Origin of the sequence: Mycobacterium sp. E2462, assembly GCF_001672685.1 — a bacterium.
Lineage (GTDB): Bacteria > Actinomycetota > Actinomycetes > Mycobacteriales > Mycobacteriaceae > Mycobacterium.
Genome location: NZ_LZKC01000285.1, coordinates 1 through 25563, shown reverse-complemented (window position 1 = coordinate 25563; position 25563 = coordinate 1). Strand labels below are relative to the sequence as shown.

Annotated in this window: 25 protein-coding genes, 4 tRNA genes and 1 pseudogene; 13 read left to right on the top strand and 17 right to left on the bottom strand. The window is 70.0% G+C overall.

Translation table 11 applies throughout. The features are described 5' to 3' along the window. Positions 1-1022: amidohydrolase family protein (locus tag A5714_RS14390; RefSeq protein WP_068286057.1), on the top strand; the 1022-nt coding region annotated here is incomplete at its 5' end. Between the two features lie 75 nt (positions 1023-1097). On the opposite strand, the gene A5714_RS14385 is transcribed toward A5714_RS14390, so the two are convergent. Further along, a complete protein-coding gene (locus A5714_RS14385; RefSeq protein ID WP_231975893.1) occupies positions 1098-1886 on the bottom strand; it encodes an LLM class flavin-dependent oxidoreductase in 789 nt (262 codons plus the stop codon). Further along, positions 1879-2772 carry an SDR family oxidoreductase gene (locus A5714_RS14380; RefSeq protein WP_068071491.1) on the bottom strand — a complete coding sequence of 298 codons (894 nt, stop codon included), beginning with the start codon at positions 2770-2772 and terminating at the stop codon, positions 1879-1881. The genes A5714_RS14385 and A5714_RS14380 overlap by 8 nt, the downstream gene beginning before the upstream one ends. Positions 2773-2951: 179 nt before the next feature. On the opposite strand from A5714_RS14380, the gene A5714_RS14375 reads away from it, so the two are divergent. Next, positions 2952-3848, top strand: a complete 897-nt coding sequence (locus A5714_RS14375; RefSeq protein ID WP_068286050.1) for a LysR family transcriptional regulator — start codon at positions 2952-2954, stop codon at positions 3846-3848. On the opposite strand, the gene A5714_RS14370 is transcribed toward A5714_RS14375, so the two are convergent. The 3 genes from A5714_RS14370 to A5714_RS14360 form a co-directional block, all read right to left on the bottom strand. After that, entirely contained in the window at positions 3845-4801 is a 957-nt protein-coding gene (locus A5714_RS14370; RefSeq protein ID WP_068286048.1) for an LLM class F420-dependent oxidoreductase, read from the bottom strand. The genes A5714_RS14375 and A5714_RS14370 overlap by 4 nt on opposite strands. A 117-nt stretch (positions 4802-4918) precedes the next feature. After that, positions 4919-5731, bottom strand: coding sequence for a class I SAM-dependent methyltransferase (locus tag A5714_RS14365; protein ID WP_068071497.1), 813 nt, complete (start codon positions 5729-5731; stop codon positions 4919-4921). Between the two features lie 88 nt (positions 5732-5819). Beyond that, complete coding sequence (locus A5714_RS14360) at positions 5820-6497, bottom strand: M15 family metallopeptidase (protein ID WP_231975895.1); 678 nt, start codon at positions 6495-6497, stop codon at positions 5820-5822. 112 nt (positions 6498-6609) lie between these two features. On the opposite strand from A5714_RS14360, the gene A5714_RS14355 reads away from it, so the two are divergent. Further along, entirely contained in the window at positions 6610-7599 is a 990-nt protein-coding gene (locus A5714_RS14355; RefSeq protein ID WP_068071501.1) for a glycoside hydrolase family 6 protein, read from the top strand. Between the two features lie 231 nt (positions 7600-7830). Here A5714_RS14355 and A5714_RS14350 read toward each other — a convergent pair. Continuing rightward, positions 7831-8370, bottom strand: a pseudogene (locus A5714_RS14350) (type 1 glutamine amidotransferase domain-containing protein); the annotation flags it as partial. Positions 8371-8467: 97 nt separating this feature from the next. Continuing rightward, entirely contained in the window at positions 8468-9625 is a 1158-nt protein-coding gene (locus A5714_RS14345) for a low temperature requirement protein A (protein ID WP_068286044.1), read from the bottom strand. A gap of 716 nt (positions 9626-10341) precedes the next feature. Between A5714_RS14345 and A5714_RS14340 the strand changes: the two genes are divergently transcribed. Next, a complete protein-coding gene (locus A5714_RS14340) occupies positions 10342-10545 on the top strand; it encodes a cold-shock protein (RefSeq protein WP_068071507.1) in 204 nt (67 codons plus the stop codon). Between the two features lie 526 nt (positions 10546-11071). On the opposite strand, the gene A5714_RS14335 is transcribed toward A5714_RS14340, so the two are convergent. The 3 genes from A5714_RS14335 to A5714_RS14325 form a co-directional block, all read right to left on the bottom strand. Then, a tRNA-Phe gene (locus A5714_RS14335) sits at positions 11072-11148 on the bottom strand. 26 nt (positions 11149-11174) lie between these two features. Then, positions 11175-11251 (bottom strand) — tRNA-Asp (locus A5714_RS14330). Positions 11252-11279: 28 nt separating this feature from the next. Next, positions 11280-11352, bottom strand: a tRNA-Glu gene (locus tag A5714_RS14325). A 124-nt stretch (positions 11353-11476) separates the two neighbouring features. On the opposite strand from A5714_RS14325, the gene A5714_RS14320 reads away from it, so the two are divergent. Further along, positions 11477-11552: transfer RNA gene (locus A5714_RS14320), tRNA-Lys, on the top strand. Between the two features lie 8 nt (positions 11553-11560). On the opposite strand, the gene A5714_RS14315 is transcribed toward A5714_RS14320, so the two are convergent. Continuing rightward, positions 11561-12457, bottom strand: a complete 897-nt coding sequence (locus tag A5714_RS14315) for a class I SAM-dependent methyltransferase (protein ID WP_068286042.1) — start codon at positions 12455-12457, stop codon at positions 11561-11563. Positions 12458-12552: 95 nt separating this feature from the next. Here A5714_RS14315 and A5714_RS14310 point away from each other — a divergent pair, with 95 nt between their 5' ends. From A5714_RS14310 to A5714_RS14300, 3 genes are read left to right on the top strand one after another with little or no spacing between them, the layout of a single operon-like run. Further along, positions 12553-13065 carry a nucleoside deaminase gene (locus A5714_RS14310; protein WP_068071511.1) on the top strand — a complete coding sequence of 171 codons (513 nt, stop codon included), beginning with the start codon at positions 12553-12555 and terminating at the stop codon, positions 13063-13065. A gap of 43 nt (positions 13066-13108) precedes the next feature. After that, on the top strand, positions 13109-13516 hold the full coding sequence (locus A5714_RS14305; RefSeq protein ID WP_068286041.1) for a metalloregulator ArsR/SmtB family transcription factor: 408 nt from the start codon (positions 13109-13111) through the stop codon (positions 13514-13516). Then, positions 13513-13716: a zinc transporter Slc39a7 gene (locus A5714_RS14300; RefSeq protein WP_068071517.1), complete on the top strand. Its 204-nt coding sequence runs from the start codon at positions 13513-13515 to the stop codon at positions 13714-13716. Before A5714_RS14305 ends, A5714_RS14300 begins: the two co-directional genes overlap by 4 nt. 10 nt (positions 13717-13726) lie before the next feature. On the opposite strand, the gene A5714_RS14295 is transcribed toward A5714_RS14300, so the two are convergent. Beyond that, positions 13727-14785: an oxygenase MpaB family protein gene (locus A5714_RS14295; protein WP_068071519.1), complete on the bottom strand. Its 1059-nt coding sequence runs from the start codon at positions 14783-14785 to the stop codon at positions 13727-13729. 68 nt (positions 14786-14853) lie between these two features. Here A5714_RS14295 and A5714_RS14290 point away from each other — a divergent pair, with 68 nt between their 5' ends. The 5 genes from A5714_RS14290 (at position 14854) to phoU (ending at position 20798) form a co-directional block, all read left to right on the top strand. Further along, positions 14854-15462, top strand: coding sequence for a TetR/AcrR family transcriptional regulator (locus A5714_RS14290; protein WP_156747326.1), 609 nt, complete (start codon positions 14854-14856; stop codon positions 15460-15462). 171 nt (positions 15463-15633) lie between these two features. Then, entirely contained in the window at positions 15634-16656 is a 1023-nt protein-coding gene (locus tag A5714_RS14285; RefSeq protein ID WP_068071521.1) for an acyl-ACP desaturase, read from the top strand. Between the two features lie 7 nt (positions 16657-16663). Beyond that, the gene (gene dusB / locus A5714_RS14280) at positions 16664-17797 is read left to right on the top strand and encodes a tRNA dihydrouridine synthase DusB (RefSeq protein ID WP_068286039.1); all 1134 of its coding nucleotides are present in this window, start codon (positions 16664-16666) and stop codon (positions 17795-17797) included. Positions 17798-18014: 217 nt separating this feature from the next. Next, positions 18015-20072, top strand: a complete 2058-nt coding sequence (locus A5714_RS14275) for an LCP family protein (protein WP_068286038.1) — start codon at positions 18015-18017, stop codon at positions 20070-20072. A 57-nt stretch (positions 20073-20129) separates the two neighbouring features. Further along, on the top strand, positions 20130-20798 hold the full coding sequence (gene phoU / locus A5714_RS14270) for a phosphate signaling complex protein PhoU (RefSeq protein ID WP_068071527.1): 669 nt from the start codon (positions 20130-20132) through the stop codon (positions 20796-20798). Between the two features lie 4 nt (positions 20799-20802). Here phoU and pstB read toward each other — a convergent pair whose 3' ends face one another. The 5 genes from pstB to mshD all read right to left on the bottom strand — a co-directional run. Then, positions 20803-21579, bottom strand: a complete 777-nt coding sequence (pstB, locus tag A5714_RS14265) for a phosphate ABC transporter ATP-binding protein PstB (RefSeq protein WP_068286036.1) — start codon at positions 21577-21579, stop codon at positions 20803-20805. A 14-nt stretch (positions 21580-21593) separates the two neighbouring features. Then, a complete protein-coding gene (pstA, locus tag A5714_RS14260) occupies positions 21594-22508 on the bottom strand; it encodes a phosphate ABC transporter permease PstA (protein WP_068286035.1) in 915 nt (304 codons plus the stop codon). Beyond that, a complete protein-coding gene (pstC, locus tag A5714_RS14255) occupies positions 22505-23539 on the bottom strand; it encodes a phosphate ABC transporter permease subunit PstC (RefSeq protein WP_068286034.1) in 1035 nt (344 codons plus the stop codon). The genes pstA and pstC overlap by 4 nt, the downstream gene beginning before the upstream one ends. A gap of 46 nt (positions 23540-23585) precedes the next feature. Next, entirely contained in the window at positions 23586-24701 is a 1116-nt protein-coding gene (gene pstS, locus A5714_RS14250; RefSeq protein ID WP_068286033.1) for a phosphate ABC transporter substrate-binding protein PstS, read from the bottom strand. A 127-nt stretch (positions 24702-24828) separates the two neighbouring features. Continuing rightward, a partial coding sequence (gene mshD / locus A5714_RS14245; protein ID WP_068286030.1) for a mycothiol synthase occupies positions 24829-25563 on the bottom strand: 735 nt, incomplete at its 5' end.

Genomic DNA, 25563 nt, shown 5'->3' with positions numbered 1-25563 from the left:
GGCCTCGCCCGGGGGTCTACGACGTCCACGAACGGGTCCGGGACATGAACCGCAACGGCATCCTGGCGTCGATGTGCTTCCCGACGTTCACCGGGTTCTCGGCCCGGCACCTCAACATGCACCGCGAAGAGGTCACGCTGGTCATGGTGTCGGCCTACAACGACTGGCACATCGACGACTGGGCGGGTTCCTACCCCGATCGCTTCATTCCCATCGCCGTGCTGCCGACCTGGAATCCGGGCGCCATGTGCGCCGAGATCCGCCGCGTCGCCGCCAAGGGTTGCCGGGCGGTGACGATGCCGGAACTGCCGCACCTGGAGGGGCTGCCGAGCTATCACGACGACGACTACTGGGGCCCGGTGTTTCGCGCGCTGTCCGAGGAGAACGTGGTGATGTGCCTGCACATCGGAACCGGCTTCGGCGCTATCAGCATGGCCCCGAACGCGCCCATCGACAACATGATCATCTTGGCCACCCAGGTCTCGGCGATGTGCGCGCAGGACCTGTTGTGGGGTCCGGCGATGCGTAACTACCCCGACCTGAGGTTTGCGTTCTCCGAGGGCGGAATCGGTTGGATCCCTTTCTATTTGGATCGTAGCGACCGCCACTACACGAATCAGAAGTGGCTGCGCCGCGACTTCGGTTCGAAACTGCCCAGCGACGTGTTCCGCGAGCACTCGCTGGCCTGCTACGTCACCGACAAGACGTCGCTAAAACTGCGCCACGAGATCGGCATCGACAACATCGCGTGGGAGTGCGACTACCCGCACTCGGACTGCTTCTGGCCCGACGCTCCCGAGCAGGTGCTGGCCGAACTCAACGCCGCGGGCGCCGACGACGCCGACATCAACAAGATCACCTGGGCCAACGCCTGCCGATTCTTCGGCTGGGACCCATTCGCGCGCACCCCCCGGGAACGCGCCACCGTGACGGCGTTGCGCGCCAACGCCGTCGACGTAGACGTGTCGATCCGGCCGCGCGCGGAGTGGGCCCGCTTGTACGCCGAGAAGCAACTCGCGTAGCCACCTCGGGCGTGCGGCCCCCGCTCGCCCGGGACGATCGTGAAGCTACCCGCACGCTCGGGGCCGAGCGTGAAGCTACCCGCACGCTCGAGCGGCGAGCATCGGGCCCAGCTCTTCGAGTGCACGCACCCCGGTCGCGAAGTCGCCGCCGACGGGCGCCAGCAGCGCGACGTGGTCCGCACCGACACGCAGGTGCTCGCGCACCAGCGCGCCGATTTCCGAGTAATCATGTTGTGCCGCAGACGAATCGGCGGCCAGGCTCACCCCGACCACCAGGAGCTTGTCCGGCCCCAACGCCGCACGGGCCTGGGCGGTGAATTCCGGGGGCAGGCCGGCCGGAAAGGCGCCGTGCGCCTTTTCACCGGCCAGCGCCAGCATTTTCGGGCCGTTGGCGGCGACGATGCGCGGGTAGGGCGCGTCCGGTGCCGGCGGCCACGTGACGGCGTCCATCTGGTCCAGGTAGTCGCGCATGGTGGCCAAGGGGCTGCCGAATTCGCGGCCGACGCTGGTCGCCTGCTCCGGGTAGCCCGCCCCCAACCCGAGGGCCAGCCTGCCGGGATACGCCTGCGCCAGTTGGGCGGCTGCCGCGTTCATGGTCTGCGCCGGGCGCGCCCAGATGTTGGCGATGCAGGTGCCCAGGACGATCCGTTCGGTGGCGGCCAGTAACACGGCCAGTTGGACCAGGGCGTCCTTGCCGAGGACCTCGTTCGTCCAGACCGCGCCGTAACCCGCGCGTTCGAGGCGGCGCGCGGCATCCCGTAACTGGTCGGCCGTCGGTGTGGCGGTGAAGGAGACCGGCAGGCATGCGCCCACCGGTCCCAACGCCTTTCGGGTCTCGTCGATCGGCGCCATGGCGTCACTCACCGAAGTAGTGGCCGGCCTCGAGGTCCTCGATGAGGCCCGCCCGCTGCGGATGCCAATCCACGATCTTTCGCGTCAGCTCGTTCGAGGTCGGGTTGTCCAGGGCCGCGAAGAGCGCGAGGAAGCCGAAATGACCCGCCTCTTCGGCCGGGATGCTCACCGTAGGCACGTCGAGCTTGCGCCCGATGACGGCCGCGATGTCGGCGAACGGTATTCCCTTGTCGGCGACGCCGTGCAAACGCGTTCCGGCGGGCGCGGTTTCGAGCGCCAACCGGTACAGGTGCGCGGCGTCGAGCGTGTGCACCGCGGGCCAGCGGTTCGACCCGTCACCGAGGTAGCCCGACTTGCCGGTGGCGCGCGCGGTGTTTATCAGGTGGTGGGCGAAGCCGTGATGGTCGAGGTTGCTGTGCACCAGCGGCGACAGCCGGATCACCGAGGAGCGCACGCCCCGCTCGGCCAGCGCGATGACCGCATTCTCCGAGTCGACCCGAGGCCCGCCGGGCAGCACGTCGAGTTCGGTCCCGGTGCCACCCGCCCCGAGGAGCGACAGCAGCAGGGTCCCGGACGTGCTGACGAATGGCCGATCGGTTCCCACGAGCGCTTCCCCCAACGCCTCGACGGCGCGCAGGTCGGCCTCGGCCGCACCGGCGAAATCGTCGAAATCGTGCTTGAAAGCGAGGTGGATGACGCCGTCGGCCGCGGCGGCGCCCGACCGGAGGCTGTCGAGGTCGTCCAGGTCGCCCCGGTGCACCTGGGCGCCCCTGGCGGAGAGGGCGGCGGCGCCCTCGTCGGAGCGGGCCAGGCCGGTGACGCGGTGCCCGGCCGCGAGCAGTTCGTCGACGACGGCCGAGCCGATGTGTCCGGTCGCGCCGGTCACGAAGACGTGCATGGTGGTTCCCTTCAGGTTGGCGCCTTAGCGTGCTGTCCAGTCCGTGCTGTCCAGTCAAAGTCCGTCGCGCCGCCACGTCCAAGACCCATTCCGGATGGCGTCATGCACAATCGGCATCACGCCAGCTCAGCGGGGCGCAGCGGTGTCGCGGCCGGCGAAGAGGGCCTTACACTCGAGGCATGACGGATTCGCCGGTGATCGATCTCGACCTGCGCCTGGTGGGTTATTTCGTCGTGGTCGCCGAACAGCGGCACTTCGGCCGTGCCGCCGCCGCCCTGCGGGTCGCGCAGCCCTCCTTGAGCCGCCAAATCCGGCGCCTGGAGCAGCAATTGGGCGTGCGATTACTGGACCGCACGCCGCAGGGCACCCGGGTCACAGCCGCCGGTGAGGTGTTCCTGCCGCGGGCCAAGGCGCTATTGCGCTCGGCCGCCCAGGCCGCCGCGCAGGCCCGCGCCGCCGCCCAACCGAGCCGGATCACCATCGGCTATACCACCGGCATGATCGTCACCCCGGCGGTGCGGGAGTTGCGCCGCGAACATCCGGACGCGGACGTGCAGGTCGTACACCTGGATTTCGCGCGGGCGCGAATGGCGTTGCTGGACCACGTGGTTGACGCGGTGATGACGCGGTTGCCCTTCCCGACCGATCAGCTGCACGTGACGGTCCTCTACGACGAGCCCCGCGTCTTGGCGGTGCCCATCGATCATCGCCTCGCGGGCCGCGCGTCGGTGAGCCTCGACGACATCGCCGACGAGCCGATGCCGCGGGTGCGGCACTCCGATCCCGCGTGGAGCGCGTATTGGCGCATCGACCCTCGGCCCGACGGCCGCCGCGCGCCGGACGGCCCGTTCATCGACGCGCTCGAGGACAAATTCGAACTGATCGCCTCCGGGCAGGCGGTCGCGATCACCGCCGGCTTCCACGGCAACGCGTTGCGGCCCGACATCGTCACCATCCCGTTGGACAACGTCGAGCCCAGCCACGTCGTCTTGCCCACGCGCGCCGGCGATCGCGGCCGCCTGGTGGCCGCCTTCCGGAAACTGGCCGAGGCTCACCTCAACGGTCCGGGCGGCTAACGCAATTGCGTTGCGAGCTCGGCGATCATCTCGCGGGTCCGGCGCTTGGACGCGATCAACTCGTCGCGGTTGTCGCCGATGGGCAGCAGGCGCACCGACAGATCCGTCACGCCGGCGTCGGCGAAGCGGCGCAGGCGATTCAGGATCGCCGTCTCGTCCCCCGCGGCGCAGATGTCGCCGACATCGCGGGCGTCCCCGTAGCCGAGTAGCCGCTGGTAGTTGGGGGACACTTCGGCCTCGCCCAGGATCCGGTTCGCACGCTCCCGCGCCGCATCCACTTCGTCTGCGGCACAAAGACATACGGGCACACCGGCGACGATGCGCGGCGCGGGGCGCCCGGCATTGTCGGCGGCCTTGGTGATGCGCGGGACGACGTGCTCGCCGACCGCGCGCTCGTCGGCCATCCACAAAATGGTGCCGTCGGCGCGCTCGCCCGCGATCGTCAGCATCACCGGTCCGAGGGCGGCGACCAGCAGCGGCAGCGGCGCCACCGGCGCCACGTCCAGGGGATTGTGCACCCGGAACGTGTCGTTTTCCACGTCGACGGGACCCGGGTTGGCGAACGCGGCGTGCAGCACGTCGAGGTAGTCGCGGGTGTAGCCGGCGGGCCGCTCGTAGGGAATGCCGAGCATGTCGTCGACGATCCAGTGGTGCGACGGTCCGACGCCCAGCGCCAGGCGCCCGGCCGTGGCCGCGTGCACCGAAAGCGCTTGGCGCGCCAGGGCGATGGGGTGCTGGGCCTGCAGCGGGACCACCGCCGTGCCCAGTTCGATGCGGGTGCTGCGGGTGCCCAGCAGGGTGGCGGCCACCAACGCGTCGAAGTCGTTCGGGATCTGCGGGATCCACGCGCTGTCCAGACCGGCGGTCTCGGCCCAGTCGATGTCGGCGAGCATGCGGGTGACCTTGCGCGCGGAATCCCCGCGCTCGGGTCCGATCATCACTCCGACACGCACGATTCCTCCAACGCCGATCGCCCGCCCCGCGGGATGCAAGTCCGATTATGCACTGATGGATAACGTACTTGCCAAAAAAGAGAATGCCAATACCGCCGGGCGCGGGGACCGCGGCGCCTAGGCGCGGCAGAGAATCTCGCCGTGCGGGATGGCGATCATGCCGTCGGGGTCGGCGGCCCAGGCCCGCCACGCCGCGGCGATGTCCGCGAGTTCGGCGGTCGTCGCCACGTCGAGGCGCACCAGGTCATGGGCGATCGTCGAGTTCACGATCCGGTCTGCCCACATCCCGCCCCACCAGTCGCGCGACTCCGGCGTCGCGTAGCACCACACGCTCGCGCTGGGGGTGATGTCGGTGAACCCCGCCCGCCGGGCCCACGACAACAACCGCCGCCCCGCATCCGGCTCGCCGCCGTTGGCGCGGGCGACCCGCTGGTAGAGGTCGCGCCACCGGTCGAGTTCCGGCAACTGCGGGAACCAGATGAAGCCCGAGTAGTCGGCGTCGCGGGCGGCCACGATGCCGCCCGGGACGCACACCCGCCTCATCTCGCGCAGCGCCGCCACCGGGTCGGTCACGTGTTGGAGCACCTGGTGGGCGTGCACGACGTCGAAGGTGTCGTCGGGAAAGTCGAGGCGATGGACGTCGGCGGTTGCGAACGCGACGTTGGTCAGCCGGTGCCGGTCGGCCTCGGCGCGCGCGACGTCGAGGACGTCGGCGACCTGGTCGACGGCCGTCACCACCCCGGGGGCGACGCGGGCGGCGAGCCCGGCGGTGATGCTGCCGGGCCCGCACCCGACGTCGAGCACGGACAGTCCGGGCCGCAACCAGGGAAGCAGGTATGCCGCGGAGTCGTCGACCGTGCGCCGCTGGTGTGCGCGCAGCACCGATTCGTGATGCCCGTGGGTATAGGTCGCCCCCTGCTCGTCGCCCATAGTTGCGCCCCTTCCGATCGTCGCGTCTGGGCACAGATTACCGGTGTCTGGTCACAATGTGACATTGTTATCTCATATGTTGAGACGCTCAGTCGACGGGGACGTCGAGGATCGGGCGGTCGTCACCCGCCCCCGGGCCGTCGAAGTGCCACCACTCGCCCGCGTACACCTTCAGGCCGCCGTAGTTCATGGCGGTGCGCAACGCGGCGCGGTTCGCCTGCGCGTCAGCGCTGATCCCTTGAGTGGCGAATGCCGTTGCGCGAGCGGTGAAGTCGTCGAAATCGGTGCCCATGTCGGCCAGGCACAGCCCGTCGGCGCGCTGCTGGGCGGGGCACGGTTGCTGCCCGGCCGTGAACGTCACGTCGACCGAGCGCCCCGACTCGTGGCTGTGCGCAAACGGTCCCGGGCGGGCCACCCACGCCGGGTTGGGCACCCGGCTGAACATCTTCACCTGGACGTCGTGGGGGCGGTAGCAGTCCCAGAACACCAGCAGGTGACCCTGGGCGCGCAGCGACGACGCCGCCGCGGCCAGGCCCGGGGCCATCGACTGGTGGACCAGGCACCTGGCGTCCGACGGGTACAGCTGCGTCCCGGTGAAGTTGTCGGCCGTCGCGTAGCGCAGGTCGATCACCGCGTCCGGGACAGCGCTGCGGACGTCGACGAAACCGGCCGCGCGGGCGGCCGCACCCACCGGCGGCACGTCGGGGCCGGCCAGCGCCGGCGGCCCGGCGCCCAACCCGGCCAGCGCGGCCATCGCCGCGGCCATCACCGGGGCCAGCCGGGCGACGCGGGCGAGTGGCATGCGGTCATTGTGATCACAATTGGCCGCAATTGGCCGCGATTGGCATTGACGGTTTCGGCGCACTAATTTGCCAGGGGTGACGTTCTCAGCTGCTCGTGCAGCCGCGCGATGGATCGCCCCCTTCCTGACGGTCGCTGCCGTCGTCGGCACGGGCCTCGTCGCCCACCCCGCGCCGACGCTCCGCCTGGCCGACGCGGCCGACCCGCTCGCCGGCGCGCCGTTCTATGTCAACCCCAATTCGGCCGCCATGCGCGCCGCGCAGCACGCCGACCCGCCGAGCCCCGAACTGACCGCCGTCGCCAACACCCCGCAGGCGTACTGGATCGTGCCGGGCGGCTCCGCGGCCACGGTGGGGCAATACGTGGGCGACGCGAACGCCGCCGGCGCCATCCCGGTGCTGTCGATCTACGGAATCCCGCATCGCGACTGCGGCAGTTTCGCCGCGGGCGGCATGGGATCGGGCGCCGACTACCGCAGCTGGATCGACGGCATCGCCGGGGGCGTGGGCGGGTCGCGGGTCGCCATCGTCCTCGAGCCCGACGCGCTGGCCATGGCCGACTGCTTGTCGGCCGACCAACGCCAAGAGCGCTACGACCTGATCCGCTACGCCGTCGACTCGCTCACCAAGGATCCGGCCGCGGCGGTCTACGTCGACGCCGGGCACCTGCGCTGGCACAGCCCGGAGGACATGGCGGCGCGGCTGAACCAGGCTGGCGTCGGCCATGCCCGCGGCTTCAGCGTCAACACCGCGAACTTCTACACCACCGAGGATGAAATCGGCTACGGCGAGGCCATTTCCGGGCTCACCAACGGGGCACACTACGTGGTCGACACCTCACGCAACGGCGCCGGCCCGGCACCGGACTCCCGGCTCAACTGGTGTAACCCCAGCGGTCGCGCGCTGGGCACCCCGCCGACCGCGGCCACCGCGGGCGCGCACGCCGACGCCTACCTGTGGATCAAACGACCCGGGGAATCAGACGGCAGCTGCGACAACGGCGACCCGCCGGCGGGCACCTTCGTCAACCAGTACGCCATCGACCTGGCCCGCAACGCGGGGCACTAGCGAACAACGCGCGCCGGCCTGTCGGCGGCCCGAAAGCTACGACCGGGCGGCGTATTTCGAGAGTTGTTTCCGCAGCGGCGACGCTAGCGCCGCCGCGGCCGCGCCGGTCAGTGCCGCCGCCGACGGCTTCGGTGACCAGTGCAGCGCGGCCATGGCCCAGCCGAGCGGTTCGTCGAGCTGCGGGTCGGAGCCGTTGTGCTCGGTGGCCGCGGGCGGTCGCTGTTCGGACTCGGCAAAGATGTCCAGCATCGCGGGCAGAAACGCCTTCATGTCCTGCGGTCCCCGGCTGGTCACGAGGTTGCGGTCGCGCACGACCTCGCGATCGAGCCAATCGGCGCCGGCGTTGACCAGGTCGTCGCGGATTCCCGGCCACGAGGTCAGGGTGCGCCCGTTCAACAGGCCCGCCGACGCGAGCACCCACGGTCCGTGGCACAGCGTGACTATCGGCTTGCCGGCATGGTCGAACGCGCGGACGAAGTCGCGGGCCGGCGCCGACTGCCGCAGCAGATCGGGGTTGATGAAGCCGCCCGGCAGCAGCAACCCGTCGTAAGCATCCGGGTCGGCATCGGTGACGACCACGTCCACGCCGACGCGGGTCGCCGGCATGTGCAGGTTCACCCCGCGGATGCGGCCCTTGCGCAGGGACACGACATCGACCTTTGCACCGGCCAATTGCAATGCACGCAACGGAACGACCAGCTCCACCTTTTCGAAGCCGTCGGCCGCCAACGCTGCGATTCGTCGCCCCGCAAGGCGTCGAGTCTTTGACATCACGCTCTCCTGTCAGTTGTGGCGCGCGAGGGCGCCGGTTACCTTCTGCCCGGCCGGCTGGTTGCTCAACCGACCGCGAGCCGTGCGGGCGCACCCCTCAACGCGCCTGTCCCGCCAGGGCCGGACCGATCCGCGGGCGCCGCCACAGTTCCCAGGCCAATCGGCACACCCCGATGCCGGCGAGCAGGCCCAGCGCCGCCAGGGCGGGCAGGTGCGGCAACGCGGGCAGCGTCGCCGCGGCGAGCACCCCGGTGACGGCGCGGTCGACGGGGATCTGCCGATGGTCGCGCCACCGGTAGGCGACATCGGCGAAGTAGAACAACGCCATGCCGCAGGCCAGCGCGACCGCGGGTGCCAGCGGCAGCGGCGCGGTCGCGCGCTCGATGGTGGCGTGCGCGCCGACGGCGAACAGCATGATGCCGGCGACGAGCGGGAGATGCAGGTAGCTGTAGGCGTCGCGCGCAAGGTGGGCCCGTTCCGTGCCCGTGGCCTGCTCCAGCCGCTGCCGGGCTCCGGAGGTCAGGCCGAAGTAGGTCCACCAGAACGTGGCCATGACGGCCACGCCCAGCAGCAGAGCCGCAACCACCTGCCATCGGTCGAGATTCCTTGCGGCCCCGCCTAATTGCACGACCACCTCACCGAGCGCGATGATGATGATCGAGCCGTGGCGCGAGACGAAGTAGGACGGCGAGACGCGAAATCCGCCGAGCCCGAGCACGCCGGGCGCGCCGTAGTCGATCACCGCCGCGGCCACCCACAGCAGCTCGCGTCCGGGCGAATCGACGAACGCGGCGGCCACGATGCAGGCGGGTGCGGCGACGAACGCCGGCGCTATCCGACGGGTGCTTTGCCGCAAGGCGGCGTCCTCGTGCGCCGAGAGGGCGACGAATTTCACCACGTGGATCAGCCGAACCGTCAGCAGCGCGACGGCGAAGACCAGCGCGCCGGACCCGAACGCCGACGGCAGTGCCGCCGCGGCCACCAGCATCGCGGCCATCGCGGCGATGACGATCGCTTCATGCCACACGTTGGCCGTGTCGAAGGTGTTGATCAGCCACGTGTAGCCCGCCCAGGCCCACCACACCGCGAGCAGCGCCAACGCTGCCCTGCCGTAGCCCGTCGGCGAGGGATCGCCGACCACCAGCTGGGTGACCTGCGACATCGCGAAGGTGAACACCAGATCGAAGAAGAGCTCGAGGTTGCCCTCCGAGCGCGGGCCCGCGCGTTGCCCGGAGTCCTCGTCGTCCTCTGCCATGGCATGACTCTTCCGTCGTTGATGTACGCGCGTGACGAGGCGGCCAGTACCGTGCACAGACCGCTCGGCGCCATCAAGGGGAGTAACCCGCGCAACCGTGGTCAATCCACAAAGTTCGCGGCGGCCACGATTGGGTTGGGCCGCCGCGTCGTGCAGCGGGGCAAGGGTTGACCTGTCAGGCCGAACCGGGCCGCCGCAATTGCACCCGCGGGACCGGTTCGCCGGCGCCGTCGACTCTGTAAGCATGGTGAGCCAGCCGGTCCCGCGCCGAAACCGTTGCAGCGGAGCCGGCTTCCGTTGTCAGCCGGTCATCGTCGCGCCGGCCCGGCACACGATTTTTTGAGCGTCGGCGGCGCGGCGGCGCGGCCCGACGGTCGCGGGTGGCCGGCACCGGTAGCCATCGAGGCGCACCACGTCGTCATGGAACCCACATTGCTAGCTGGACCGCGCTGACGAAACCGGCGTGCGCGGCGGGGACGTGACGACGCAGCGCCGCACTGGCCACTTCCACCTCGGAAGGTTCACCGACCGCAACCGGCGATGGCCGCGAAACATGTACGCGCGCTTGCGCATTCGCATTCCATTCACCGTGCCGGCCTGAGCCGCCGCGGCGAAATGCGTTCGTCTGCAGTCGAATTCAGATCCGGCACCAGACGTGCTAGCATGACCCAGGGTGCCTGTCGGCATCGGAATGAAATGAAAGAAGTGGGAAAAGTATGACACAGGGAACTGTGAAGTGGTTCAACAGCGAAAAAGGCTTCGGTTTTATCGCTCCCGACGGTGGTGCGGCGGACGTATTCGTGCACTACTCCGAGATTCAGGGGAGCGGTTACAAATCGCTCGATGAGAACCAGCGAGTGGAATTCAGCATCGAGCAGGGGAACAAGGGCCCGCAGGCAGTCGGTGTGACTGCACTCTGACGGAGCGCTTCGTCCGTGTGGGCTGGTGGGGTTTCCCGCCAGCCCACAATGCTTTTCGGGGCTCCATGCGCGTCCAGTCCGGCGCTACAACGGCCGCCGGACGGCGCCAGCACCGCGCAGTGGCCCCCACCCGTGCGCAGGCCGCCCGATCGGCGGGCCCCGCGGGACCACCTAGCGCGCTCGGGCCCCCCTCGCTGCGTGCGTGTAGGTTGGCTGGTGAGTCGTTCGCCCTTTTCCCCTCGTGCCGACGCGGCCGTCTAGCTCCTGACGCCAGATCGCAGCCCGACCGCTCCCGGCCCGACGGATTCTCGCCTGAGCGACCCAGCACCACGACAAAGGACCACGCATACATGGATTCGGCAGAGTTGTTTTCGCATCGCCACCAGCCCGAGATCGCCTCAGACGCCGGTCGCAGCTCGGAGGCCGTGCAACTTCCCGTCTTCTCTGACGGCCCCGACACCGCACCGCCAGCGACGAAGCGACCGTCGTAACCGGTTCCCGCCGGAAGCAGCGGGCGGACACTGCATGGTGGCCAGGGGCGGGATCGAACCGCCGACCTTCCGCTTTTCAGGCGGACGCTCGTACCGACTGAGCTACCTGGCCGGAAGGCAGCGAATATCTCGCCGCGCTGGCGACCCTGACGGGACTCGAACCCGCGACCTCCGCCGTGACAGGGCGGCGCGCTAACCAACTGCGCCACAGGGCCTTGCTCTGCTCCGCGTCACCGCGTCGCGTACCCCCTACGGGATTCGAACCCGCGCTACCGCCTTGAAAGGGCGGCGTCCTAGGCCGCTAGACGAAGGGGGCCAGAACCGAATCTCTCCGGGGTACCCGCAACGGGTTTCCGTTGGGAGCCACGTCAGCTTAGGTCACGACGGGCCGAATCCTCAAACGAGGCCCCGATTCCCGACCCAGTATCCTGGTTCCTCGCGCCCCTATAGCTCAGTTGGTAGAGCTACGGACTTTTAATCCGCAGGTCCCAGGTTCGAGCCCTGGTGGGGGCACCACCGCACGATCACCCCAGCACGGCGCTGCTGTACGTGATGTCGGCGAAGGCGGCGGCGACGTCGTCATCGGGATAGACGAACCCGTTGGCCGCATGCAACTCGGCCACGGTGTTCGACGACGTCCGCCAGCCCCGGCGACCCAGATGCTCGACGATGTGGCTGCGCTCGCCGTGGTACACGAGGTCGTTGAAGTCGATCTCGAAGCCGAGCCCGCTCATCCGCTCGTGGTGGGCGCGCCACCGCGGGTCGGCGAAAACGGCGGTGTCGGGCACGAATTCGAAGGCCAACCGGCTGCCGGGGGCGCTCAACCCGGTGATGTGGTCGAACAACGCGTCCTGGGCGTCGTCGGGCAGGTAGACCAGCAGGCCCTCGGCGCTCCACGCCGACGGCGCCCCCGCGTCGAACCCGGCCGCCCGCAGCGCGGTGGCCCAGTCGTCGCGCAGGTCGACCGCGACCGTGCGCCGCTCGGCGGTGGGCCGCGCCCCCAGGTCCCCCAGCGTCAGGGTCTTGAACTCGATGACCTGCGGCATGTCAACCTCGTACACCACCGTGCCGCCCGGCCAGGGCAGTCGGTACGCCCGCGCATCCAGCCCGGAGGCCAGGATGACCACCTGACGGATGCCGCTGCCGGTGGCGTCGGTGAAGAACTGGTCGTAGAACCGCGTGCGGCAGGCCATCCCCTCCGCCATCCGCCGCGGGTCGAAGTCCGCGTTGCCGCCCGCGGCGATCTCGCCGTTGACCAGTCGGACGTAGACGTCGATGCCCACCGCCCGCACCAGCGGCGCGGCGTACGGGTCGTCGATCAAGCCGGCGTCGGACGCCAGCGCCCGCTGCGCGGCCACCATGGTCGCCGTCGCGCCCACGCTCGTCGCAAGGTCCCAACGATCGCTCTCGGTCCGGGCCATCCGGCTCCTCTCACCCGTGAAAAAGATAGACAATCTAGTGAGTACCACAGGGCCGTGGCTCGCCCGCGGTCAACCGCCTACCCGCCGGAGGCACCATGACCGACTTCGCCCAGCGAACGATCGACCTGGCTCGCCGCAACGTCGAGGACGGCGGCCGCCCGTTCGCGACGGTGATCGTGCGCGACGGCGAGGTGCTGGCCGAGAGCGCCAACAAGGTGGCCCAGACCAACGACCCGACGGCGCACGCCGAGATCCTCGCCATCCGCCAGGCGTGCACGGCGCTCGGGACCGAGCATCTCGTCGACGCCACCATCTACGTGCTGGCCCACCCCTGCCCCATGTGCCTGGGGTCGCTGTATTACTGCTCGCCGCGCGAGGTCGTCTTCCTGACCGCCCGCGAGGAGTACGAGCGCTACTACGTCGACGACCGCAAATACTTCGAGCTGTCCACGTTCTACGACGAGTTCGCCAAGCCGTGGCAGCACCGCCGCCTGCCGATGCGACACGAATCCCGCGAGGAGACCCGGGCCGCCGCGGTGGACGTCTACCGGCTGTGGAACGAGCGCAACGACGGCCGGCGACGCTCGACGGTCGTCCCGCCCGCCTGACGCGTCGCCGACGACGCCCGCGCACTTTCGCTACTATCTGCGTATGCATGCAGATAGTCGCCTACCCGACGACCAGGCCGGCCTGGTGGTCGAGGTGTTCCGCATGCTGGCCGACGTGACGCGCGTGCAGGTGCTGTGGTCGTTGACCGACCGTGAGATGAGCGTCAACGAGCTCGCCGAGCACGTCGGAAAGCCCGCGCCCTCGGTGTCCCAGCACCTGGCGAAGCTGCGGATGGCCCGGCTGGTGCGCACTCGCCGGGAGGGCACCACGATCTTCTACAGCCTGGAGAACGACCACGTGCGCCAGCTCGTCATCGACGCGGTGTTCAACGCCGAACACGCCGGCCCCGGCGTTCCCCGGCACCACCGCCGCGACGGCGGGCTGGCGGCAGTGGCCGCACCGCCGGACCGGCCGGCCGCCGGTGCACCGATCGAGGAAGGCAGCAGATGAGCGACGAACACACCCACGACGCACCCCACGCGCACGACCACCGCCACGGCGACCTCACCCACGCGCACCCGCACGACACCCACGAGCACGACCACGTCGAGCACCAGCACGCCCACGACCACGGCGACGGGACCCACCACACCCATCAGCACGTCCATCAGGCGGGGCTGGAGGACAGCCACGCCCACGCCCACGCGTGACGGGGCGGGGTCAGACCGGGCAGTAGTGCTTAGGGTCGCCACGCTCGTCGAGCGGCGGCAGGTTGCGCGCCGGCGTCTGCACCAGCGGCGCGTCGGCCGCGATCCGCCCGGCGGCCCGGTCCAGGCCGGCGCGGGCGCGCGGGTGCTTGCGGAATCGGCGTGGCACCACGGCGAAGACCGCGCGGACGACGTCACCGAAGCGGCGGTGTAGCCACTCGTCGCGGCTGGACCACTCGTAGCCCATCAGCTCGCGCACCGGCGGGTCGTAGAGCCCGACGGTCACCCAGACGAAGAACGGCGCGACGAGCCGGCGCTGCGCCGCCCACAGCCAGTCCGGCAGCCACCGCGCGAACGGCGGCTGCGGCAGCTCGCTCAGGTCGAGCACCGCGCGGGCCGCCCAGTTGTTCTCCAACACGTTGCGGCACATGTGATCCCAGTAGACCTGGAAGTCCTCCCAGGACTTCGGCACCGGCCGCATGCTCATGCCGTACATCCGGTACCACTCGACGTGCTCGTCGAACAGCTGGCGCTTCTGCGCTTCGGTGAGGCCGCCACAGAACCGCTCGGCGACAATGATGGTGCCGACGAAGAAGGTGGCGTGGGCCCAGTAGAAAACGTCGGGGTTCAGCGCGTGGTAGCGCCGGCCCAGCTCGTCGGTGCCCTTGATCTCGATGTGGTAGTCGCGGACCTCGGCCCCGGTGGTGGGGGCGCGCTCGCCGTCGAAGACCACGCCGCCGATCGGGTACAGCGAGCGCAACAGGCGCTGCCAGCGCTCCCGGAAGAACGTCGAGTGGTCGATGACCGCGGCCCCGAGCTGCGGGTGCATGTTCTGCATCGAGCCCGCCCACGGGCCCTGCAGCATGCCCCGCCAGTCCCCGAAGTACCGCCACGTCAGGGAACCGGGACCCAGCGGCGCGGGGGGCGCCTCGTATCCCCCCGGCGACACCGGGCAGCCGCCGGCCAGGCCGTCGGACGCCTCGGCCGAGGCACCGGCGGACACCCGCGCGGCGGGGGCGTCGGGTTGAACGGCGCTGGTCACCGGGCGCGATGCGGACGTATCTTGAGTCACTGTCGGATCCCTACCAGGTATCTGCAAAACTGACTACAACCGTTGTCAGTTTCTACTCTAGGAGCGATGTGCAGACCGGTCAACGCCAGGGTCGGTGGACGGGCGTCCCCCTGGAGAGCCGGGTCGCCCTTCGCCGCGACAGCCTGATCGCCGCGGGCGTGCAACTGCTCGGCGGCGCCGGCGGTCCGGCGCTCACCGTCCGCGCGGTATGCCGGCACGCCTCGCTGACCGAGCGCTACTTCTACGAAAGCTTCGCCGACCGGGACCAATTCGTGCGCGCGGTCTACGACGACGTCTGCACCCGCGCGATGGACGCGCTCACCTCGGCCGGCACCCCCCGCGAGGCCGTCGAGCGGTTCGTCGAGCTGATGGTGGACGACCCGATCCGTGGCCGCGTGCTCCTGCTGGTGCCGGCGGTGGAGCCGGCGTTGACCCGCTCGGGCGTGGAGTGGATGCCCACCTTCATCGACCTGCTGCAACGCAAGCTGTCCGCCATCGGCGACACGGTGCTGCAGCGGATGGTCGCCACCAGCCTGGTCGGCGGCCTGACCAGCCTGTTCACCGCCTACCTGCACGGGCAGCTGGGGGCCGGCCGCGAGCAGTTCATCGACTACTGCGTGAACCTGCTCTTCATCAGCGCGGCGCCCTACGTGCCCGCCGCCGAGCTCAGCGAATAGCCGCGGCGGTTTGCCGATCCGCCGGGTTGGCAAGCCCTATTGTCACGGGCGTCGACTCCGCCGAATTCGCGCGAAAACGCGAGCAGCGCCACACCGCGGAGGAACTTGATGCTACTGAGGTACACAGATATATTGACTGCTACCCGTCGACACAGATAACCGGAGGTCCACATGTCAGCCGAGCTGACGAACCTGCAGCTGCTGCATGAGCTCGAACCGGTGGTCGAGAAAAACCTCAACCGGCACCTGAGCATGCACAAGAACTGGAACCCGCACGACTACATCCCGTGGTCGGACGGCAAGAACTTCTACGCGCTCGGCGGCCAGGACTGGGAACCGGGACAATCCAAGCTCACCGACGTCGCCCAGGTCGCGATGGTGCAGAACCTCATGACCGAGGACAACCTGCCGTCGTACCACCGCGAGATCGCGATGAACTTCGGCATGGACGGCGCCTGGGGCCAGTGGGTCAACCGCTGGACCGCCGAGGAGAACCGGCACGGCATCGCGCTGCGCGACTACCTGGTGGTGACCCGCGCGGTCGACCCCGTCGAGCTGGAGAAGCTGCGCATGGAGGTCGTGAACCGCGGCTTCAGCCCCGGCCAGAACCACCAGATCCGGGCCGACCTGTTCGCCGAGAGCCTCTTCGACTCGGTCATCTACGTGACCTTCCAGGAGCTGGCCACCCGGATCTCGCACCGCAACACCGGCAAGGCGTGCAACGAGACCATCGCCGACCAGCTGCTGGCCAAGATCTCGGCCGACGAGAACCTGCACATGATCTTCTACCGGGACGTCAGCGAGGCCGGCTTCGAGGCGTCGCCCAACCAGGCGATGAAGTCGTTGCACAAGGTGCTGCGCAACTTCCAGATGCCCGGCTTCCAGGTGCCCGAGTTCCGGCGCAAAGCCGTGGTCATCGCGGTCGGCGGCGTCTACGACCCGCGCATCCACCTCGACGAGGTCGTGATGCCGGTGTTGAAGAAGTGGCGCATCTTCGAGCGTGAGGACTTCACCGGGGAGGCCGCCGCGCTGCGCGACGACCTCGGAGTGCTGGTCAAGGAGCTCGAGGCGACCTGCGACAAGTTCGAGCAGTCCAAGCAACGCCAGCTGGACCGCGAGGCCCGCACCGGCAAGCGGACCACCGCGTTCGAGCTGCACCAGACCGCGGGCACGCTGACGATGAGCCGGCGGTAGCCCAAAGGTGCGCATAGGGCCCATCGCGCTCGCCAGCCCGGTGGTCTTGGCCCCGATGGCCGGCGTCACCAACGTGGCGTTCCGGACGCTGTGCCGCGAGCTGGAACTGGCGAAGGTCGGCACGGTCAGCGGCCTGTACGTGTGCGAGATGGTGACCGCGCGGGCGCTCGTCGAGCGTCATCCGGTCACCATGCACATGACGACCTTCGCGCCCGACGAGTCGCCCCGGTCGCTGCAGCTCTACACCGTGGACCCGGCTACCACGTACGCCGCGGCCAAGATGATCGCCGACGAGAACCTGGCCGACCACATCGACATGAACTTCGGCTGCCCGGTGCCCAAGGTGACCAAGCGCGGCGGCGGGGCGGCGCTGCCGTACAAGCGGCGGCTGTTCTCTCAGATCGTCGCCGCGGCGGTGCGCGCCACCGAGGGCACCCGGATACCGGTGACGGTCAAGTTCCGCGTCGGCATCGACGACGAGCACCACACGCACCTGGACGCCGGGCGGATCGCCGAGTCGGAGGGCGCCGCCGCGGTCGCGTTGCACGCCCGCACGGCGGCGCAGCGCTACTCCGGCACCGCGGACTGGGACCAGATCGCCGCGCTCAAGCAGCACGTGACGACCATCCCGGTGCTGGGCAACGGTGACATCTACGACGCCAGCGACGCCCTGGCGATGATGGCGAAGACCGGCTGCGACGGCGTGGTGATCGGCCGCGGCTGCCTGGGCCGGCCCTGGCTGTTCGCCGAGCTCTCCGCGGCGTTCACCGGCAGCCCCGCTCCGGTCCCGCCCACGCTGGGTGAAGTCGCCGATATCGTGCGCCGGCACGGCGAGCTGCTGGCGGCGCACTTCGGCGAGGACAAGGGCATGCGCGACATCCGCAAGCACGTCGGCTGGTACCTGCACGGCTTCCCGGCCGGCTCCGAGCTGCGCCGGTCGCTGGCGATGGTCAAGACGCTCGACGAGCTGGACCGCCTGCTGAGCCGTCTCGACGGCGCCGTCCCGTTCCCCGACGCGGCCAGCGGCCCGCGGGGCCGGCAGGGGTCCGCGGCCCGGGTGGCGCTGCCGGACGGGTGGCTGCGCGATCCCGACGACTGCACGGTGCCGTCCGGCGCCGACGTCATGCACTCCGGCGGCTGAGCCGGCCGCCACGAAATCGCGTCTGCGGCCATAACTCAGTACGATGTGGGCCTTGCCGCGTTGCGCTTTCGCGGCGGCTCGGTAACGCGCCGCCGCGACAGTGCGACACACGGTGTGCGACACCCGCACGATCGCGGCGCCGATGTCGAGGGCGCCGCGCTGACATCGCGTATGGACACGCTGTCGTCTGCATCAGAGCTTCGGAGGCCGGTTGGACATGAGTGACGCCGACAAGGACGCCACTCGCGACCCGTGGCGTTCGGCCGTCGCCACCCACGGCGGGGACGCCCCGACGTCCGGAGCCGCCCCGTGGGAGCGGTTCTTCGACCCGCCGCCCGACGACAACTCCCACCGCTGGCAGAGCGAGGCTTACCCCGACGCCCCCGAAACCCCCGCACCCACCGAGGAGCCCGGCGACGACGCGGGCGGCAGCCACACCGGCGGCGGTGTCAGCGTCGCCGACCTGATCGCGAAGATCGGCGCGCCCGCCGGTGGCCGGTCCGGGCGTCGCCGCGCCGCCGCCGACGCCGACGAGCCGGCGCCGATCCCGGCGGATCTACAGGACACCCAGGTGATCGACGACCTGGCCTACGCGCTCGGGGGCGCCTCGGAGATCCCCGACCTGCGCGAGCCGCAGGCCGCCGACCAGCCGACCGCCGAGCCCGACGTCCCGCCGGTCAAGACCCGGCGCCGCCGTCGGCCGGTCCTGGTGGCCGCCCGCGCGGTGGCCGCGTTGTCCGCGGCCCTGGCCCTGGTCATGACCGGCGGCGCGTGGCAGTGGAGCACGTCGAAAAACGCCCGGCTCAACACCGTCAACGCCCTGGACCAGAACTCCAGCGACATCCGCGACCCGGGCGGGCAGTACGGCGACGAGGACTTCCTGATCGTCGGCCTCGACTCCCGGCTGGGCGACAACGCCAACATGGGCGCCGGGACCACCGACGACGCCGACGGCGAGCGGTCGGACTCCGTGATGCTGGTGAACATCCCGGCCAACCGCAAGCGGGTGGTGGCCGTGTCGTTCCCGCGCGACCTGGCGATCACCCCGATGCAATGCGAGGCCTGGAACCCCGAGACCGGCAAGTACGGGCCGCTCTACGACGCCAAGACCAAGACGTGGGGCTCGGCGAAGATCTACACCGAGACCAAGCTGAACTCGGCGTTCGCGTTCGGCGGCCCGAAGTGCCTGGTCAAGGAGATCCAGAAGCTGTCCGGGCTGAACATCAACCACTTCATCGCCGTCGACTTCTCCGGTTTCGCCAAGATGGTCGACGCGCTCGGCGGCGTCGAGGTGTGCTCCAAGACGGCGCTGCACGACTACGAGCTCGGCACCGTCCTCGAGCACGGCGGACGCCAGGTGCTGGACGGCCCGACCGCGCTCAATTACGTGCGGGCCCGCCAGGTCACCACCGAGACCAACGGCGACTACGGCCGCATCAAGCGCCAGCAGCGGTTCGTGTCGTCGCTGCTGCGCGCGTTGATCTCCGAGGACACCCTGCTGGACCTCAACAAGCTCAACAACGTCGTCAACATGATCATCAGCGACACCTACGTCGACAACGTCAAGACCAAAGACCTGGTGCAGCTCGGCCAGTCGCTGCAGGGCATGGCCGCCGGGCACATCACCTTCGTCACCGTGCCGACCGGCGTCACCGACTCCAACGGTGACGAGCCGCCGCGGATGGCCGACATGCGCTCGCTGTTCGACGCGATCATCAACGACGACCCGTTGCCCGAGGAAAACGACCAGAACGCGCAGAATCTGGGCAGCTCGTCGAAGTCGAACGCGACGTCCGGCCAGACCAAGGCGCCCGCCACCACGGCGCCGCCGGCACCCACCGCGGCCCCCGAGGCGCAGCGTCAGCAGGTCACGACGGCCTCGCCGGGCGACGTCACGGTGCGGGTCTCCAACGCCACCACCCAGAGCGGGCTGGCGGCCACCGCGACCAGCCAGCTGAAGCGCAACGGCTTCAACGTGATGTCGCCCGACGACTACCCGAGCTCGGTGGGGGCCACGACGGTGCTGTTCTCCCCCGGCAACGAGGAGGCGGCCGCCACGGTGGCGTCGTCGTTCGCCAACGCGCGGGTGCAGCGGGTGTCCGGCTACGGCCAGGTGGTGCAGGTGGTGCTCGGGCCGGACTTCAAGTCCGTGAGCGCGCCGCCGCCCAACGGCTCGTCGGTCAGCCTGCAGATCGAACGCGGCACCGGCAACGCCACGGCCAAGCTACCCGAGGACCTGACCGTTACCAACGCGGCCGACACCACCTGCGAGTAACCGTATTTCGCGGCGCTGCGCGCCCGTTTTCGCCGTGGAGACCGTAGGCTTGGCGCTATGCGCACCGCCTACCATGAGCAGCTTTCGGAGCTGTCGGAACGGCTCGGCGAGATGTGCGGCCTGGCCGGGATCGCCATGGAGCGGGCGACCCAGGCGTTGCTGCAGGCCGATCTGGTGCTGGCCGAGCAGGTGATCTCCGACCACGAGCAAATCGCCGTGCTGAGCGCGCGCGCCGAGGAGAGCGCCTTCGTGCTGCTGGCCCTGCAGGCGCCGGTGGCCGGGGACCTGCGGTCGATCGTCAGCGCCATCCAGATGGTGGCCGACATCGACCGGATGGGTGCGTTGGCGCTGCACGTCGCCAAGATCGCCCGCCGGCGTCACCCCCAGCATGCCCTGCCGGAGGAGGTCAACGGCTACTTCGCCGAAATGGGCAGGGTTGCAGTGGAATTGGGGAACAACGCTCAAGAGGTGGTGTTGTCGCGGGACCCGGAGAAGGCGGCCCGGATCCGCGAAGAGGACGACGCGATGGACGACCTGCACCGGCATCTGTTCTCGGTGCTGATGGACCGCGAGTGGAAGCACGGCGTGGCCGCGGCGGTCGACGTGACGCTGTTGGGCCGCTTCTACGAGCGCTTCGCCGACCACGCCGTGGAGGTGGCCCGCCGCGTCATCTTCCAGGCCACCGGCCGGCTGCCGGAGGAAGAGGCCAAGCCCGCCTCGCAGTGACGGGTCAGCCGAAGCGGCCGGAGATGTAGTCCTCCGTCGCCTTCTGGCTCGGGTTGGAGAAGATCTTCTCCGTGTCGTCGATCTCGACCAGCCGGCCCGGCTTGCCGACGGCCTCCAGGTTGAAGAACGCCGTGTAATCGCTCACCCGGGCGGCCTGCTGCATGTTGTGGGTGACGATGACGATCGTGTAGTCCTGCTTGAGCTCGCTGATCAGCTCTTCGATGGCCATCGTGGAGATCGGGTCCAGCGCCGAACAGGGCTCGTCCATCAGGAGCACGTCGGGCTGCACGGCGATCGCCCGGGCGATGCATAACCGCTGCTGCTGCCCGCCGGACAAGCCGCCGCCCGGCTTGTCCAGCCGGTTCTTCACCTCGTCCCACAGGTTCGCCCCGCGCAGCGAGTACTCGGCCGTCTCGTCGAGCACCTTGCGGTTGCGCACCCCCTGCAGTTTCAGGCCCGCCACCACGTTGTCGCGAATCGACATGGCGGGGAACGGGTTCGGGCGCTGGAACACCATGCCGATCGCGCGGCGCACGCCGACCGGGTCCACGCCCGCGCCGTAGATGTCCTCGTCGTCGAGCATTACGTTGCCCTCGACCCGGCCGCCGGGAACGACCTCGTGCATCCGGTTGAGCGTGCGCAGCACGGTCGTCTTGCCGCACCCCGACGGGCCGATGAACGCCGTCACGCTGCGGGGCAGAACCGACAGCGTCACATCCGCGACCGCGTGAAACGCGCCGTAATAGATGTTGACCGCTTTGAGGTCCAACCGCTTGGCCACTCCGCTTCTCCTGCCTAGCTCTTCTTCGCCCCAAGGACTTTCGCCGTCACCCGGGCCACGACGTTGATGGTGGCGATCACCAGGATGAGGGTTAGCGCGGCTCCCCACAACCGGTCCGTCGACACCGGATTGACGCCCGCGCCGGCCGACGTCTGGTGATACATCATGCCGGGCAGCGTCCCCATGAACCCGCTGAAGATGTCGAAGTTCATCGACTGGGCGTACCCCACCAGGATCAGCAGCGGCGCCGTCTCGCCCAGCACGCGGGCCACCGCCAACAGTATTCCCGTGACGATCCCGGACAGGCCCGTCGGGATCACCACGCTGGCGATGGTGCGCCACTTCGTGATGCCCAGCGCGTAGCTCGCCTCGCGCAGGTCCACCGGAACGATCCGCAGCATCTCCTCGGTGGCCCGCACGATCACCGGCAGCATCAACAACACCAGCGCCAGCGACACCGCGAATTGGGATCGGGACAGGCCCAGCGTCGCCACGAACAGCGCGTAGGCGAACAACGCCGCCACCATCGACGGCACCCCGCTCAGGATGTCCACGGCGAAGCCGGCGACCCGGCCCAGCGCGGTGCCGCCGCCGTATTCGACCAGGTAGATCGCCAGCAGTAGCCCGATCGGGATCGAGATGGCGGCGCACAGGGCGCCCTGCAGCACGGTGCCCACGATCGCGTGATACGCGCCGCCGCCGGCCACGAACGCCGTCATCCCGGCCTGCGAATGCGTCCACCACAGGCTCGACGTCAGCGCGGTGCACCCCTTGGCGACGACCGACCACAGCACCGCCACCAAGGGCGTCACCGCGATCAACAACGACAACCAGACCAGCGCCGTCACAACGCGATCGACGACCTTGCGGCGCCGGCTCGGCCGGGAGAACGTGCGCGACTTGAGCGGACGGTCGAGCATCGACGTCATCGCAGCCCCCGGTCGGAGATCCCGGCGACGGCCCGGCGGGCCAGCGCGTCGACGACGAAGGTGAGGACGAACAGCGTCAGCCCGGCCGCGATGTAGGCGCCGGCCCGGTAGTGGTTGTCGAATTCCCCGGCGGCGCCGGCGATCTTGGTCGCGAACGTGGACCCGCCGTCGAACAGCGACCAGTTGAACGGCGCCTGGGTGCCGCGCAGGATGATCAGCAGCGCGACGGTCTCCCCGAGGGCGCGCCCGAGCCCCAGCATCGCACCGCTGACGTACCCGGACCGGCCGAACGGCAGCACCACGGAGCGCACCACCTCCCAGCGGGTGGCGCCGAGGGCCAGGGCGGCCTCGATCTGGTCCTGCGGGGTCTGCATGAACACCTCGCGGGTGACCGCGGTGATGATCGGCAGGATCATCACCGCCAGCACGATGCCGCCGGTGAAGATGGTGCCGCCCCCGGCGGCCGACGCGTTCCCGTCGGCGAACAGGAAGCACCAGGCCAGGTGGCGGTTGAGCCAGGTGGCGACGGGCCGCAGCTGCGGCGCCAGCACGTAGAGGCCCCAGGCGCCGTAGATGATCGAGGGCACGGCGGCCAGCAGGTCGACCGCGTACGCCAGCGGCGCGGCGGCGCGCCGCGGCGCGTACTGGGTGATGAACAGCGCGACGCCCAGCGCCACCGGCATGGCCAGGATCAGCGTGAACACCGACACGAACGCGGTCACCGGCAGCAGGGCGGCGATCCCGAAGTGCATTGCCGCGGTGTCGGTGGTGACCCAGTCGCCGCCGTAGGTGAAGAAGTTCTCCCGGTTGCGCTGCAGCGCCGGGAGCGCGCGGCTGAGCAGGAAGCCGCCGATGGCCACGATGACCAGGACGATGAACACCCCGGACGCCTGCGCCAGCCTGCGGAAGATCCTGTCGCCGACGTGCGGCCGCGCGGCGCCCCAGGGGCTCATGGGGACCACGGGCGACTCGGGGAAGGGGGCGGCGACCACCGCGCCGGAGCCGGCGTCGGCGGGGTTCGGCGTCGTCACAGCGGCCTCGTCACGGTGTCGCGCTCGTTCCCTTCGAACCCGCCGGTCACTGCACCGCGTTGATTGCCGTGAGCAGCCGATCCTTGACGTTGTCCGGCAGCGGGACGTAGCCGGCCGACGAGAGATCCTTCTGCCCGCTGTTGGCGGCGACGGTCAGGAAGGATTTGACGGCGTTCGCCGTGTCGGCGTCGTAGCCCTTGGAACACACGATCTCGTAGGTGGCCAGCACCAGCGGGTACGCGTCGGGCTCCTGGCCGCCGTACATCGGGTTGAGGTCGAGCACCAGGTCGTCGCCGTCGGCCACGAACCGGGCCGCCTTCACGGCGTTGCCCGCGGTGTCGTTGGTCAGCGCGACCGCGCCCCTGCGGTTGGCGAGTTTGGCGTAGGGCAGGTTGGCCTGGTCGGCGAGGCCCTTCTCGACGTAGCCGATGGCGCCCGGGGTGGTGCGGACCGCCTGGATGATGCCCGCCGATTTCGCGGCCCCCTCGCCGACGCCGCCCTGGAACTCCGTGCCGACGCCACGGGTCCAGCTCTGCGGCGCGGCGGCGGTCAGGAATTTCTGCACGTTGTCGGTGGTGCCGGACGAGTCGGTGCGGTAGATCGGCGTGATCCGGGTGGTGGGCAGGTCCACCCCCGGGTTCAGGGCCGCCAGGATCGGGTCGTTCCAGGCGGTCATCTTGCCGCTGAGGATCTTGGCGAGGGCGTCGCTGTTGACGGCCAGCGAAGACACACCGGGCAGGTTGTACACCAGGGCGATCGGCCCGAACACCAGCGGCAGGTCCCAGGCCGGACTGCCGTCGCAGCGCTTGGCCGCGGGCCCGATCTGGTCGGCGACCAGGGGCGAGTCGGCTCCGGCGAGATCGACGTGGCCGGCGATGAACTGCTCGCGGCCGGCGCCGGAGCCCGTCGGGTTGTACGCCACGCTCTTGCCCGGACAGTATTGCCCCCACACCTGGTTGAACAGCGCCATCGCGTTGAGCTGGGCGGTGGAACCCTCGGCCGTCAGCTTGTTCTTGCCGGCGCAGCCGGCGGTGCCGGTCGGCCCCGACAGGGCCGCCGGAGCGGCGGCGCGGTGGTTCTCGTCGCTGCCGCAGCCGGCCGCCCCGATCGCCATCGTCAGCACCGCGGCCACCAGCGGTCCGCCTCCCCTGTGGAGCCTCACCGATCTCGCTTTCTCGACGCGTCCGGAGCGGGCGGCCGTCCACCGCGAAACTATGCGCTCGTGCGTTTCCGGGCAACGCGGGGCGGCGGAGCCGGGCGCTTGGCGGTACACGGCGCTGGTGGTTCGCTCAGCTACCGTCGCCGGACGCCGCCGCGTAGGCCGTGTCCACGCTGTAGACGCCGAAGCCCAGGCGTTCGTAGGTCCGCACGGCGGCGACGTTGTCCGATTCGACGTAGAGCAGCACCGTCGGCTGCGCGGCCTCGGCCAGCCGGCGCGCCAACGACTCGACGCCGACGGCCGTCAACGCCAGGCCCAGCCCGCGCCCCTGCGCCGCCGGGTCGACCCCGACGACGTACACCTCGCCCAGACCGGGACGGTCCAGGTGCACCTTCGTCCAGTGAAAGCCGAGCAGCGCGCCGTCGTCGTCTTCGTCGTCGAAGGCCAGGAACAGACCGGCCGGGTCGAACCACGGCTCGTCGCGCCGCTCGGCGATGTCGGCCTCGGTCCAGCCCCCCTGCTCGGGGTGGTAGGCGAAGGCGGCGTTGTTGACCCGTAGCAGCTCGGCGTCGTCGTCCGGGCCGGCGTAGGTGCGGATCCGCACGCCCGCCACCTCGGGCGCCGGCGGCACCTCGCGCAGCGAGCGGCGCATCTGCAGCAGCTCCCGCACCGGCACCAGGCCCAGCGCCGCGGCCGTCGCACGGGCCGGCTTCAGGGTGCCGTGCGCCCAAAACCGGTTGGCGGCACCGGATTTCGCGAGCGCCGCGCGTGCCAGCGCGGCGCCGACACCGCGGCGCCGGGCCGCCGGATGCACGACGAGCTCCGCCATGGCGGCGTCGCCGTCGCGCGGGGGAGCCAGGTTGAG